The sequence below is a fragment of the Streptomyces aurantiogriseus genome (genome assembly GCF_014649375.1).
Classification (GTDB): Bacteria; Actinomycetota; Actinomycetes; order Streptomycetales; family Streptomycetaceae; genus Streptomyces; species Streptomyces aurantiogriseus.
Genome location: NZ_BMSX01000003.1, coordinates 129,969 through 143,911, shown reverse-complemented (window position 1 = coordinate 143,911; position 13,943 = coordinate 129,969). Strand labels below are relative to the sequence as shown.

Annotated in this window: 7 protein-coding genes; 1 reads left to right on the top strand and 6 read right to left on the bottom strand. The window is 73.3% G+C overall.

Going from position 1 to position 13,943, the window contains the following annotated elements:
* Window positions 1-40 precede the first annotated feature (40 nt).
* The 5 genes from IE263_RS07245 to IE263_RS07225 all read right to left on the bottom strand — a co-directional run bounded on the left by IE263_RS07245 (window position 41) and on the right by IE263_RS07225 (window position 10,418).
* The gene (locus tag IE263_RS07245; RefSeq protein WP_189933467.1) at window positions 41-1,669 is read right to left on the bottom strand and encodes a serine/threonine-protein kinase; all 1,629 of its coding nucleotides are present in this window, start codon (window positions 1,667-1,669) and stop codon (window positions 41-43) included.
* Window positions 1,670-1,784: 115 nt separating this feature from the next.
* On the bottom strand, window positions 1,785-3,410 hold the full coding sequence (locus IE263_RS07240) for a serine/threonine-protein kinase (RefSeq protein ID WP_189933466.1): 1,626 nt from the start codon (window positions 3,408-3,410) through the stop codon (window positions 1,785-1,787).
* A gap of 86 nt (window positions 3,411-3,496) precedes the next feature.
* Entirely contained in the window at window positions 3,497-5,236 is a 1,740-nt protein-coding gene (locus tag IE263_RS07235; RefSeq protein ID WP_189933464.1) for a protein kinase domain-containing protein, read from the bottom strand.
* A 154-nt stretch (window positions 5,237-5,390) separates the two neighbouring features.
* Window positions 5,391-8,054: a serine/threonine kinase C-terminal domain-containing protein gene (locus IE263_RS07230; protein ID WP_189933462.1), complete on the bottom strand. Its 2,664-nt coding sequence runs from the start codon at window positions 8,052-8,054 to the stop codon at window positions 5,391-5,393.
* A gap of 237 nt (window positions 8,055-8,291) precedes the next feature.
* Entirely contained in the window at window positions 8,292-10,418 is a 2,127-nt protein-coding gene (locus tag IE263_RS07225) for a serine/threonine-protein kinase (RefSeq protein WP_189934283.1), read from the bottom strand.
* Between the two features lie 552 nt (window positions 10,419-10,970).
* On the opposite strand from IE263_RS07225, the gene IE263_RS07220 reads away from it, so the two are divergent.
* Window positions 10,971-12,014, top strand: coding sequence for a serine hydrolase domain-containing protein (locus IE263_RS07220; protein ID WP_189933460.1), 1,044 nt, complete (start codon window positions 10,971-10,973; stop codon window positions 12,012-12,014).
* A 183-nt stretch (window positions 12,015-12,197) separates the two neighbouring features.
* Here IE263_RS07220 and IE263_RS07215 read toward each other — a convergent pair whose 3' ends face one another.
* Window positions 12,198-13,904: a glycerol-3-phosphate dehydrogenase/oxidase gene (locus tag IE263_RS07215; protein WP_189933458.1), complete on the bottom strand. Its 1,707-nt coding sequence runs from the start codon at window positions 13,902-13,904 to the stop codon at window positions 12,198-12,200.
* Window positions 13,905-13,943: the final 39 nt, after the last annotated feature.

The following is a 13,943-nucleotide window of genomic DNA, read 5'->3' as shown; positions in this document are numbered from 1 at the left end:
CGCTTCCGGCCGCGCCTTCACGACGTCCGCCCGCCCGCTCTCAGGGCTTGTCGAGCTCCAGTTCCGCGATCGCCGTCTTCGCCACCTCGCGGCCGCGCTCCGTGAAGTCGCCCTTGCCCGGGTAGGCGATGGTGAGCCGGTACATGTCGCCGGCGGAGGACCTGTAGTAGAAGATCCTCAGCTCGCGGGGGCGGGGGTTCTGGGTGTCGTCGGTGGTGTACGTGACGGTGTTCTCCGCGGCCTTCTTCCCGTGGAAGGTCGCGTTGTCGTCGGTCCGGGTCCGGGGCCCCTTCGGCATGTCGAGCCGGTAGCTGCCGTTGTTCTTGAACTCGCCGTTGTCGGCGTACATCTGGGCGGCCGCGGACTCCTTGATGTCGTTGCTCGTGTCCTCCGCCTTGCGCTCCACCGACAGCATGATCGACAGGGCTCCGCTCGGGTCGGTGTAGCTGACCCAGTGGCTGTCGTCGGAGGAGCGGTCGGGGACGCCCCTCTCGTAGCCGTCGGGCACCGCCAGGGTCGCGGTGACGTCCTTCTCGTGGGCCGTCTTCCAGCCGTCCTGCCGCGTCCCTGCGAACGGGTCGGCGATCACCAGGTACGCCGTCACCGCCGCCGCGACGACCGCGGCCCCGAGCCCGATCCACGCCGTCCGCCCGAACCGGAACCCTCTGCGGGGCACTTCGGTGTGCTGCACGACCTGGGTGGGCACCGGCGCGGGCGGGTTCGCGGCGCGCTCCAGCAGGGCGCGGATCTGCGCGGCCTGCGGGCGGCGGGCCGGGTCCTTGTCCAGCAGGCCGTTGATGGCCTCGGCGAGCGGGCCCTGCGCGGCGGCGGGCGGCGCGGGCACGGCGTTGAGGACGGACTGGAGGGTGGCCGGGGTGTTGCTGCGGCGGAACGGCGAGACGCCCTCCGTCGCCGCGTACAGCACGACACCCAGCGACCACAGGTCGGAGGCCGGGCCCGGGCGCTGGCCCAGCACCCGCTCGGGCGCGATGTACTCGGGCGAGCCGACGAAGCCGCCGGTGTCGGTCAGGTTCGTCTCGCCCTCGATCTGGGCGATGCCGAAGTCGGTGAGGACGACCCGGTCGTGCCGCCCGAGCAGCACGTTGTCCGGCTTCACGTCCCGGTGCAGGATGCCCGCCGCGTGCGCGGCCTCCAGCGCGCCGAGCACCTCCAGGCCGATCCGGGCCGCCTCGCGCACGCTCAGCGTGCCCTCCTGCAGGGCGCTGCCGAGGGAGCGCCCGTGGACCAGCTCCATCACGATCCACGGCTGTCCGTCGACGACGGCGACGTCGTGGACGTTCACCACCGCCGGATGGTCCAGCCGGGCCGCGGCCCGCGCCTCGCGCCGCATCCGCTCGAAGGCGTTGGCTCGTTCCCGTTCGGGAAGGTGGTCCGGGATGCGGGGCTCCTTGACCGCGACCTCGCGGTCCACCATCTCGTCCTTGGCGCGCCACACCGTGCCCATGCCGCCGTGCCCGAGCTTGGCGAGGAGCCGGTAGCGGCCTGCGATGAGCCGCCCGGCGCCGGGCTCCTGCGGAACGGACGCCACCTGTGCGGGCACCGCGTGCGGGTGGTCCGGATGCGGCGCGGCCGCGGGCTGGTTCGGTGGTCGCAGAACGAAACTCGTCGTCTCGTCGGCCTCGTGTGGGGCTCCCCCGTTGCTGCTCATGGCTCCATCCATATCGCGCCACACAGGCCGGGATCCACCGTGGGCACATACCGGTCACAGACCCGTGACCCGGGCCGTTCCTTATCTCCCCTTTAGGTGGGTACGAGCGGGTGGTTCATGCGGGTACGAGCGTGTCGACCGCCACATCGAAGTACTCCCGCGCCTCCCGTACCTTCCCGAGCGGCGCCGACACCCACACGTCGTACAGCCGTCCGCCTTCCTCCCAGCACAGGTCGTAGGTGTGCCGGGGGCCCTCCGCCGCACTGAAGCCGTCCCAGGTGAACTCCCAGAGGGCCGCGGGGCGTCCGTCGCGCGTGGTCACGGTGACCCGGCCGTCGCGGTAACCGGGGTTGGTGTCCGGCCCCTTGGCCGCCGAGCGCTCCAACACGCCGAGGGGGCCACCGGGTTGCGGGTCGGTGACCTTGATGCCGAGGCGGAAAATCTGCCCCGGGGACATGTAGAAGACCCGCTCGCCCTGCGACACCCGCGTGAAGCCGTCCGGCACGGCGAGCGCGAACCCGGCCGGGTCGTCGGCGACGCGGTAGCCGGAGGGGGCGGACGGCCGGTCCGAGGCGGAGACGGACGGGGAGCCGCCCACCGTGGGGCCACTGGCACTGGCAGTGGCGGTGAGGCCACCCCCGGCACCGGCGCTGGACGTCGGTGAGGTGCCCGTCGGCCGCCCCGGCGCCGAACTCGTGGGCGACCCGCCCCCGGTGCCACCCCGGTCCACCAGCAGCGCTGCCGCCGACACCCCCGCGCCCGCCATCGCCGCGACCAGCAGCGCTGCCACCAGCACGCCCCGTGTGGACCGCTCACGGCCGGGAGGGCCCGAGGGGGACAAGGACAGCTGACGGGGCAGGTCGGCCTGTGTCGGCGTGTATCCGGTCCGCGCCGGCACCGGTGGTGTACGCCCGGTGTCCAGGAAGGCGCGCAGCATCCGCTCCGCCTCCGCCGCCTCCAGCCGCCGCTGCGGATCCCGCTCCAGCAGCCCTCGTACGACGGGCAGGAGCGGTGCCGCCTGCGGGGGCGTACGGATCTCGGCGAAGACGACGGCGTGCAGGATGCCGCCCAACGAGTCGCGGCGGAACGGGGACTCGCCGCTCAGGGCCGTGCACAGCAGCGCGCCCAGCGACCACAGGTCGGAGGCGGGGCCGGTCCGCTCCCCGGACATGCGCTCGGGCGCGGTGTACTCGGGCGAACCGACGAACGAACCGGTCTCGGTGAGCGTGGTCGCGCCCGCGACCTGGGCGATGCCGAAGTCGGTGAGGACGGCGCGCCCGGTGCCGGACTCGACGAGGACGTTCGCGGGCTTGATGTCCCGGTGCAGGACCCCGGCCGCATGCGCGGCCTGCAGGGCGCCGAGCAGGTCGGCGCCGATCCGGGCCGCCTCACGCGCCTCGACGGGCCCGTGCTCGGCGATCCGGTCGGCGAGCGAGCTGCCGTCGATCAACTCCATGACGATGTACGGGCGTTCGTCCTCCTCGACGACGTCGTGCACGACGATGATGTGCGGATGGCTCAACTGGGCGACCGCACGGGCCTCCCGCAGCGTCCGGTCGCGGCGGCCGCGGGCCTCCTCGGCGGAGAGGGAGTCGTCGGGGACCAGCTCCTTGACGGCCACCTGCCGCTCCAGCAGCCGGTCGGTGGCCCGCCACACGACGCCCATGCCACCACGCCCGAGCCTCGCCTCCAGCCGGTAGCGGCCCGCGATGACCCGGACGGCGTCCCCCTCGGTCCCCATGCGCCCCATCATGCCCCACCGGACGCCCCGCCTCCGGGGCGCCGACCGGCCAAGTCACGGACGGAGGCCGGGACACGGAACGGGGTTCAGGAAGCGCTCTGCGGCTCCCGCCAGCTCTGCAACACGGACTTGAACTGCTCGGCGGTCGTCTCCCAGTCCTCGGCGGGCGACGACATGTAGATCGCGTACTCGGTGCCGTCCCGCGCGATGTACGTCTCCTCGATCGCGCGCCGCGGCCCCGGGAACTCCGTGTCCTTGGCCAGCGCGGTCCAGGTGTACTCCCACTCGGCGCCCTCGCGGTCGCGGTACAGGTTCCGCTCCAGGGTGACCCTGTTGTAGTCGACCAGCCGCTTGAGCTGCTGTTCGAGGTCGATCTGGTGGGCGTAGGGGTCGTTGAAGTCCGGGGAGGCGTCGATGGCGATACGGACGAAGTGCTCGCCGCCGTCGGGTGAGTAGTCGATCTGCTGGAGGTCGCCGTCGTCCTGGAACACCGTCCGCTCCCAGCCCTCGGGCAGGGAGAGCCCGAAGCCCAACGGGTCGGTCACCGGCTTCCAGGAGGCGGGATCGGTGCCCTCCGCCGCCTTGCCGGTGCTGGTCGCCGTGGGGCTGGGGCTGGGGCTCGAGGAGGCGCCGGACTCGGCGCTCGGCTGCCGGCTCTCGTTCAACGCCTGCAGCCCCACCGCCGTGGCGCCTCCGACCAGCGCGGCGACAGCGACCACGAGCGCGAGGGTCCGGAGCCGGCGGCGCCGGGGCTGCGCCGGGCCGGGGCCGGTGGTGGTCGGTCCGGTCATGGCGTGCCGGGCTCCGGAGGCCGGCACCGGCGTCGATGCCTCCGGAGCGGGGGCGTACTGGGTGCCGGACGCGAAGTGGGCCCCACCCTGGGTCGTGCCCGACACGTACTGCGGGCCGCTGCCCTGCGTGGGTCCGGACACGAAATGCGTCCCGCTGCCCTGTGTGCCCTGGCCGGGGCCCGCGAACTGCGTCGGCACGTACGCCTGTGCCCCGCTCGGCCGGCGGCCCTCCGCCGCCTCGGCGAGCAGGTACTCCGCCTCGGCTGTGTCCGGCCGGGTGGCCGGGTCCTTGCGCAGCAGGGCGGTGATCACAGGCCCGAGCGGGCCGGCGTACCGCGGCTCGGCGGCCTCCTCCTCGACGACCGCCTGCATGGTGCTCAGCGGCGAGGTGCGGCGGAACGGCGAGCGGCCCTCCACCGCCGTGTACAGCGTCGCGCCGAGCGCCCACAGGTCGCAGGACGGGCCGGGGTCCTGGCCGCGGACGCGCTCGGGGGCGAGGTAGTCGACGGACCCGACGACCTCCCCGGTGCGGGTGATGGTGGTGTCGCCCTCGATCTGGGCGATGCCGAAGTCGGTGAGCAGGACGCGGCCGTCGTGGGAGAGGAGCACGTTGCCGGGCTTGACGTCACGGTGCAGGACGCCGGCGGAGTGCGCGGCGCGCAGGGCGCGCAGCACCCACAGCCCGATCCGCGCGGCCTCGGCGGGCTCGACGCGTCCGTCCTCCTTGACCGCGTCGGCCAGCGAGCGGCCCTCGACCAGCTCCATCACGATCCAGGGGCGGCCGTCGTGTTCGAGCACGTCGTGGACGGTGACCACGGCGGAGTGGTTGATCCGCGCGGCCGCACGGGCCTCCGCACGGGTGCGGGCGAGCAGTCGCTCCTGGTCGCTCTCGGAGACGTAGAGGGCAGCGGTCAGCTCCTTGATGGCGACGGCCCGGTGCAGCAACTCGTCGTGCGCGCGCCACACTCGGCCCATGCCGCCGCTGCCGATGGAGTCGGCGAGCCGGTAGCGGCCCGCGATGAGCAGGCCCTGCATCTGATTCACGTTGCCCCGCAATGCTCTTGACAGGGGCCAGAGTAAAGACCGGTCCCCCTCCACGGAACCAGCGGGGTCCCAAGGAAACCCCACTGTGACGGTTGTCGCTTTCCGGGGTGGACACGGAACCGACGAGGCCTACGACGCTCAGTACTCAGCCCGTGTACCGGTAACTGGCCGACGCCTGCTCGAACAGCCGTGTCACCTCGTCCCGCTCGGCCTCGGGACCGCGCAGCTGGACGACGTGGTACCGCCCGTCGAGGAGGAGGGCGAGGTTGCGTACGAACAGTTCGCGCCCGTCGTCGCCGGTCCAGGTGAACTGCCCCTCGGCCATGGTCCGCCCGCCCACCTGGATCGTCCGCAGCCCGGAGGCGGTGGCCCAGCTGGAGTCGCGGTAGGGCTGCAGCTCGCTCTCCTTCTCCCGCTGGTACGCCATCGGGTCGTTGCCGTACTGGGAGGCGGTGTCGCGCCCCGGCACGATGATCAGCTCGAAGCCGCCGTGTGAGTAGACGACCTGTCCGCGCCCGTTCTTGGGTGTGCGGTCCCAGCCGTTGGCGACGGCGATCTGGAAGCCCTCGGCGTCCTCGCGCAGGGTGAAGCCGTCGGGGACGTCGGCCCCGGACTGCGTCTCGGTGGCGCCGGAGCCGGAGGACCCGGAGGCCCCGGAGGACGCCGAGGCGCTGCTGTCCGGCGCCGGCGAGTTCTGGTCGTCGGGCCGGGGCTCGCTGCTCGCCTCGGGCGCCTGTTCGGCCTGGCCGGCGGCCCCGGTCCGGTCGGCACCGCTCGCGCCGCCCGCCCCGTCCTGATCGGCCTTCGGCATGAACAGCACGGCGTACGCGATCGCCGCGGCCAGCGCGAGCAGGATCAGCAGGAGCAGGGTGCGGCCCAGGCTGCGGGGCGAACGCGCCGTCTCCTGCCGGGTCCGCTTGTGCCGTCCGCTGGTCGCGGGCAGCCCGGCGCGCCGCCGGCGCACCAGCTCGCCCTTGCGGCGCACGATCGGCAGCCGGCGCGGGTCGGTCGGCGGTGCGGCGACGACGTGTGTGCCCGCCTCCGGTTCGGGCGCCGAGCGCACCAGCGAGCGCAGCCAGCCGCGCAGCTCCTCGAAGTCGAGGCGTTCGGTGGGGTCCTGGCGCAGCAGCGACTCCACCACCGGCCGGAGCGGCCCGCACTCCTCGGCGAAGGCCGGCGGCTCGGCGCACACCATCTGCACCAGCTCCGCCGTGGACTCCTCCGGGTACGGGGCATGCCCCTGAACGGCCCGGAAGAGCAGCGCGCCGAGCGCCCACAGGTCGGTCGCGGGCCCGATCGGCGCGGCCAGCTGCCAGTTCTCGTGCACGGGTCCGGCCTGTTCCGGCGCCCACCGCTCGGTGACGGGCCCGACGACGGCCATCCGAGCCTGCCGCGCCCGCTCGGCGGCCAGCGCGGTGCCCGGCCCCTTCCGCACCCCGGCCCCGGCCGCCAGCTCGTCCCAACGGGCACCCGCCCGCGTCTCACCGCCCGCCCCGCCACCCGGCGCGGGCACGCCCACCGGCACACCTTGCGGGGGCACGGGACCGTCCGCCTGCACGCCTTGCGGAGGCACGGGAACATGCCCAGCCGCACTGGGGCCGACTGCCCCCCGCACCCCGTAGGGGTCGGCGATCTGCCCCGGAGCCGAACTCCCGGCCCCCTGTTCCCGCCCGCTCCCGATCGCATACGGCGACGGCGCCGCGCCCGGGACTCCTACGTCACCCTCGGGCGAGGTACGGGCACCCGGCAGCGCCGCCCGCCCGCCCTGCTGGGCCTCCTGCACCCGGGCCGCCGCCCGGGCGCCCGCACGGTACGCGGCGATGGCACCGGCCCGCGCGGCACGAATGTCCCCACCCGTCTCCACGGTCCTGCGGGCCACGGCACCGGAGGCTCCGTTCGCCGGCTCGGCTCCCGCCGCCGGCAGCCCGCCGGCCGCCCGCGCCTCGATCGCCGCCCGCCGAGCGGCCTCGGGATCCATCCCGGCCCCACCGACAGTCCCGCTCCCGCTGACGGCTCCCAGCCCTCCGGGCCGCGGCCGCCCCGCGGTCCCACCGGTCCCGGGGCCCACGCCACCGGGCAGGGCGGCACCGCCGAACCCGCCCCCACCGGAGCCCGGCCCTCCAGGCCCCCGAAGCCCCGCGCCCTCCTCGACGGAGCGGCCGGGCCGTTCCTCGCTCTCCTCCGCCGGCACCGGGTCGTACCCGCACAACGCCTCTTCCGCCGCCCCGACGGCCAGCCCGGTCAGCATGACCCGGCCGTCGTCACAGACGAGCACCGTGCGTGCGGTGATGTTCCGGTGCACCCAGCCGTGCGCGTGCAGTACCCGCAGCGCCATGAGCACGTCGGAGGCGACCTCGGCCGCCCGGTACGGCGTCAGCGGCTTCTCGGCGAGCAGCGCCGCGAGTGGCCGCGCGGCCACCAGCTCACTCACGATCCACAGCGAACCGCCCTCGGCGAACACGTCGAAGACCTGGTCGAGCCGCGGATGGTCGGGAATGCTCGCCGCGGCCTGCGCCGCCTCCACCGCCCGCCGTACGACCGGATCGGCGGGCCGCCTCGTACTGACACCCAGGCCCGCGCGTCCCGCCGGCCTCCGCGCCCCGCGCTCCCGTGCCGTGAACCCGTCGGGCAGCCCTTCGGCGTCGAGCACCTCCGCCTCGACGACCTCCGGCAACGGCACCTGCCGGACCAGGACTTCCTGCCCGCTGTAGGTGTCGAAGGCCCGGGTCTCGGTGAGTTCGTACTCGTCGGAGGGCGGCAGCGGCAGGCGGTAGCGGTCGGCGAGCACCCGCCCCGCATAGTCGTCCACGTTGCCTCCCCCGGCCATCCGGTCGGTCAATTCCGTTCGCCCCGCGGCCCGTTCCGGCCTCACCCGACCGTATCCAGGCGCACTGCTGGATGCGTACGGTCCGCAAGCACTCACGATACGTGCCGAAGGCAACCCGCAGAGAGGGGATGCCCGATCTCACGCCTCGAACACGTACCGCACACGCGCCGACCGCGAACGACCCGCCCCGGCCCCGCCCCGCTCCGCTCCGCTCCGGCGCTACTTCTTCGGCGTGAACGTCTGCGTCAGCGTCGCCCAGGTGCTCTTCCGCAGAGCGCTGTCCCACGCGGCGGCCTTCGCCGTGTACATCAGCGCGTACCCCTGACTGCTGCTCACGACGAATCCGCGGTCGATCGTGCGGTACGCGGTGCCGCTCTCCACATAGGTGAACTCCCAGTCGGCCGTGTTCCAGCCGCGATACTCCACCTTCTCTATGCGGATCCTCTTGTACTGGGAGCGCACCATGGAGCGCTCCTGGTTCTTCCAGTCCGCGACGGGGTCGTCCTTGGGCGTGGTCGTCCAGGCGACGAGCAGCTTCTGCCCGTCAGGCCCGGTGAACCGGTCCCCCGCGGCATCGGAGGACTGGTACTTCCACCCGGTGGGCAGCCCGATCGAGTACCCCTGCCCGCCCGTGTGTGTCGTCGCCGCCGTGCTGTTCTCGGTGGCGGAGACGTCGGAACCGGTACCGCCGGTCGTGGACACCCCGGAGCTGGGCGTGCCGCTGCCGGAGGCGGAACCCGCCGACGCGGACTGCGACGCCGAGCCGTCCGTACCGGTCCCGCCGGCCTCGTCCTCCTTGGTGTTCGCGCTCGCGCTCTCACTGGCGACGACCTTCGCACCGCCGCTCTTCGAACCGTCGGCCTTGTCGTCGCCGTCGCCGAGCGTGAGGGCCAGGACCGTGCCGAGCACCGCGAGCACCACCACCACGGCGATGATCACCAGCGTCCGCTTCGGCACCACATCGGTGAGCGGCGCCCTGGGAACGGGCCGCGGCGGCAGATCCGGCGGCGTCATCACGGGCCACCCCGAACTCCGGCCGCCCGTCCCGCCGTTCCCCCCACGAGCACCCTGCCCGCCCGACGCACCCGGCCCGCGGCTGCCGTTCACCCCGGCCCCGGTAGCGGAAACCGAACCGGAACCAGAGGCCGAAACAGACTCGGATGCCGCCGTGGTAGCGGTCTTCGACGTGGCGGACCGGGCAGCCGGGACAGCGGGCGCGGTGGCCGCGGAGGCGGCGGTACCGGCACTCACGCCGCCCTTCGCCTTTTCCTCCGTCACGCTCCCCGAAGCCGCCGTACCGCTCGCCGACTTGGCACGGGCCGCGGCCGAGGTGGCCGCCCCCGCCGCGACGGCGGCCTTCCGCACGGACCGCAGGGCCCCGCGCAGCTTCTCGGCAGCCTCCCCGCCCGAACCCCCCTTGTCCCCGGGGCCGTCCGGCTGCACCGGCAGCGGCACGAGCTTCGTCGCGTCCGCCGGCTCGGCCTCCTTGGGCTCGGGCGCGTGGATCACCGCGTTGAGCTTCTGCCGCGCCCCGGCGTCGTCGAGCCGCCGCTCCGGGTCCTTGGTGAGCAGGCCGTAGATGACGTCCTTCAGCGGACCCGCGTTCTTCGGCTCCTCCAACGGCTCGGTCATCACCGCGGTGAGCGTCGCGATCGCGGATCCCTTGTCGTACGGGGGCGTGCCCTCGACCGACGCGTACAGCAGGCCGCCGAGCGACCACAGGTCGGCCGCCGGTCCCGGCTTGTGCCCGCGGGCCCGCTCCGGGGAGATGTAGGAGGGCGCGCCGACGAGCATGCCGGTCGAGGTGATGGACGGGTCGCCCTCGACCTGGGCGATACCGAAGTCGGTGAGCACGACCCGGCCGTCCTCGGCGATCAGCACGTTCGACGGCTTCACGTCGCGGTGCAGGATCCCCTCGCGGTGGGCCGACCGCAGCACGTCGAGGATCGCCAGCCCGACCTCCGCCGCGCGCCTCGGCTCCAGCACACCGTCCTCACGGATGACCTCGGCGAGCGACTTGCCCTCGACGAGCTCCATCACGATCCACGGCCGGTCGTCCTCGTCGACCACGTCGAAGACCGTCACCGCGCTGTTGTTGCGGATCCGCGCGATGGCCTTGGCCTCGCGCAGCGTCCGCGTGATCAGCCGGCGCTTCTCCTCCTCGTCGATGTTCGACGGGAACCGCAGCTCCTTGACGGCGACCGTCCGCCCGAGCGTCTCGTCCTCGGCGCGCCACACCGTCCCCATGCCGCCGCGGCCGAGTACGTCTCCCAGCCGGTACCGCCCGGCGAGGAGACGTGCGCTCTTGTCCTGACGGGATGACCCCGCCCGCTCCGCCTCCGACATGCGTCCCCTCATGCAACCCGCCCTGACAGAGCCTCCATTGTCCCTCACCCGACAAGTGCCCAACGCCCAGGGGCCCCCTCACCGCCCCACAGGACCGACGCATTCCGGCCAGAAGGTGCAGCACAGTCCGGCCAGGCCCCGGAACAAGCTCCCACCAATGCCCGAAACAGACCCTGGCCGGGCCCGGGAATGCTCCCATCGAATCCGCGAACAGACTCCGCCCAGGCACGGGGAAACAGGGAGCGCCGGCCATGCGCGGAACAGCCTCCGCTCAGCCCCCGGAAAGGAATCCCGTCGCGCCCGGGACAGCCTTCGCCCAGAGCGCCCAACCCACTTCGGCCGCCCAACGGACCGGGTGGACCGGGTGGACCGGGTGGACCAGGCAGACCATGCGGACCAGGCGGACCTGGCCGGACCTGGCGGCCGAGCCGGACGGGCGAGACCCCCTGACGCACCTGCCCCCGTGCCCTGCATGATGGGCTCAGCCCGGCATGATGAGGGCTCAAGCGGAAGTGCGAAAGGGACTGAAGGGACGAGGAAGGAGGATCCGAGATGCCGGCGTCGCGAAGCCTGCTGGCCGTGCCCGTGGCCCTGGTTCTCCTCGCCCTGACCGCGGCCGGCTCCCGGGCGACCTCGACCCACTCCACGGACGCCTTCCTACCCCTCCTGCTCACCCGGGGCAAAGCCCCCGCCGCGGCCCTGTTGGCCCATGAGGAGACCGGCACCCGCTACGCCGAGGCAGGCCCGGGCATCGCCCGCTCCGACCACTTCCGGGCCGGCAGCATCACCAAGACCTTCCTCGCCACCGTCGTCCTCCAACTGGCCGCCGAACACCGGCTGTCGCTGTCCGACCCGGTGGAGCGGCACCTGCCCGGCCTGGTGCGCGGAGCGGGCAACGACGGACGCGCGCTGACCCTGCGTTCCCTGCTCACCCACACCAGCGGCCTGTACGACTTCATCCGGGACACCGGGGGCATCGTCCCCGTCACCGCCGTTCAAGCCGTCCGTATCGCACTCACCCACCCTCCGGCCGACCGCGGCCGCTACGCCTACTCCAACACCAACTACGTCCTGCTCGGCATGGTCGTCGAGCAGGTCACCGGCCGCTCGTACGCCTCGGAGGCCGAGCGGCGCGTCATCGCTCCACTGGGTCTGACCGGCACCTCCTTCCCCGGGTCCCGCACCTCGCTGCCCTCCCCGCACGGCCGCGCCTACGGCACGGACGGAACCGACGTCACCGAGCTCGACCCGCGGGTGGCCGGGGCCGCGGGCGAGCTGGTGACCACGCTCGCCGACCTGGACCGCTTCTACGCCGCGCTCCTGGGCGGTGAGCTGCTGCCCCCGCACTGGCTGCGCGAGATGCTCGACACCCGCACCGCACAGGGCTCGTACGGCATGGGTCTGTTCCCCGCGACGCTGACCTGCGGTGTGACCGTGTGGGGACACAACGGCCGGATCTCCGGCAGCTATGTGCGCACCGCGGCCACCGTCGACGGCCGACGTGTCCTCACCTTCCGCGTGAACACGACGGCGATGGCGGACCCCGGCCTCGAACCGGCCCTGCTCGCCGCCGAGTTCTGCCCTCGCACCCTCTAGAACGACCCGGTTCCGAACGAAGATCCCAGCTCACGACACTCGTTCGAGTGAAACGGACGAGTGAGCCTCACAGACCGGAACAGGCGAGCCTCGCAGACAGGACCGGGCGGGGGTCGCGCAAGGACGACCGGGCGGTCTCACGAAAGACGACCCGGCGCTCTCGCGAGGAGCACCCGGCAGGTCTCACAGCGGCACGATGTCCGGCGCTCCCAACCGCGCCGCGTCCGCCGTCAGATCGTCGGGCTGCAGCTGCGACTCCCGTTCCGCCTCCACCCGCTTGTCGTAGTGCTCGACCTCGCGCTCTATCTGGTCCTTGTCCCAGCCGAGGACCGGTGCCATCAGCTCGGCCGCCTCCCGGGAGCTGCGCGTGCCCCGGTCGAAGGTCTCGATGGAGATGCGGGTGCGCCGGGTCAGCACGTCGTCGAGGTGTCGCGCCCCCTCGTGCGAGGCGGCGTAGACGATCTCGGCGCGCAGGTAGTCGTCGGCCGCCTGGAGCGGCTCGCCCAGTGACGCGTCTGCGGCGATGAGGTCGAGGACCTCCTCCGCCAGGGAGCCGTACCGGTTCAGCAGGTGCTCGACCCGCACCACGTGCAGACCGGTCCGGGCGGCGGTCCTCGCCCGCGCGTTCCACAGTGCCCGGTAGCCCTCCGCGCCCAGCAGCGGCACGTCCTCCGTGACGCACTCGGCGACCCGCAGGTCGAGCCCGTGCACGGCCTCGTCGACGGCGTCCTTGGCCATCACCCGGTACGTCGTGTACTTGCCGCCCGCCACGACGACCAGCCCGGGCACGGGATGGGCGACGGTGTGCTCCCGCGACAGCTTGCTGGTGGCGTCCGACTCGCCCGCGAGCAGCGGGCGCAGACCGGCGTAGACGCCCTGGACGTCGTCGCGGGTGAGCGGCACCGCGAGGACGGAGTTGACGTGCTCCAGCAGGTAGTCGATGTCCGCGCTGGAGGCGGCCGGGTGGGCCTTGTCGAGGTCCCAGTCGGTGTCGGTGGTGCCGACGATCCAGTGCCGGCCCCAGGGTATGACGAACAGCACGGACTTCTCGGTGCGCAGGATCAGCCCGGTCGAGGAGTGGATCCGGTCCCGGGGCACGACGAGGTGGATGCCCTTGGAGGCACGGACGTGGAACTGCCCCCGCTCCCCCACCATGGCCTGCGTGTCGTCCGTCCACACGCCCGTGGCGTTGACGATCTGCCGGGCGCGGACCTCGTACTCCCCACCCGCCTCGACGTCCTGCACGCGCGCGCCCACGACCCGTTCGCCCTCGCGCAGGAAACCCGTCACGCGCGCGCGGTTGGCCGCCTTCGCGCCGTACGACGCCGCCGTGCGCACCAGCGTGGCGACGAAGCGGGCGTCGTCCATCTGGGCGTCGTAGTACTGCAGCGCGCCGACCAGCGCGTCCTTCTTCAAGGCGGGGGCGACACGCAGAGCCTGACCGCGGCTCAGGTGACGGTGCATCGGCAGGCCCCGGCCGTGCCCGCGGGCCATGGACATCGCGTCGTAGAGCGCGACGCCCGACCCGGCGTACAGCCGCTCCCAGCCCTTGTGCTGGAGCGGGTACAGGAACGGCACCGGCTTGACCAAATGCGGGGCCAGCCGCTCCAGCAGCAGGCCACGCTCCTTCAGCGCCTCGCGGACGAGGGCGAAGTCGAGCATCTCCAGGTAGCGCAGGCCGCCGTGGATCAGTTTGCTGGACCGGCTCGACGTGCCCGACGCCCAGTCACGCGCCTCGACCAGACCCGTGGACAGGCCGCGCGTGGCGGCGTCGAGGGCGGTGCCCGCGCCGACCACGCCGCCTCCCACGACCAGCACGTCGAGCTCGCGCTCGGCCATGGCCGCCAGTGACTCGGCTCGCTGCGCCGGCCCCAGTGTCGCTGTCCTCACCGCTGCCTCCCGCTGTCGGTGGCGCCGGCCGCACCCGTC

What these genes read in the sequence shown, in the direction of transcription:
- IE263_RS07245 (WP_189933467.1), bottom strand. Translation starts at nt 1,669, where the DNA reads ATGAGCAGCAACGGGGGAGCCCCACACGAGGCCGACGAGACGACGAGT.
- IE263_RS07240 (WP_189933466.1), bottom strand. Translation starts at nt 3,410, where the DNA reads ATGGGGACCGAGGGGGACGCCGTCCGGGTCATCGCGGGCCGCTACCGG.
- IE263_RS07235 (WP_189933464.1), bottom strand. Translation starts at nt 5,236, where the DNA reads ATGCAGGGCCTGCTCATCGCGGGCCGCTACCGGCTCGCCGACTCCATC.
- IE263_RS07225 (WP_189934283.1), bottom strand. Translation starts at nt 10,418, where the DNA reads ATGTCGGAGGCGGAGCGGGCGGGGTCATCCCGTCAGGACAAGAGCGCA.
- IE263_RS07220 (WP_189933460.1), top strand. Translation starts at nt 10,971, where the DNA reads ATGCCGGCGTCGCGAAGCCTGCTGGCCGTGCCCGTGGCCCTGGTTCTC.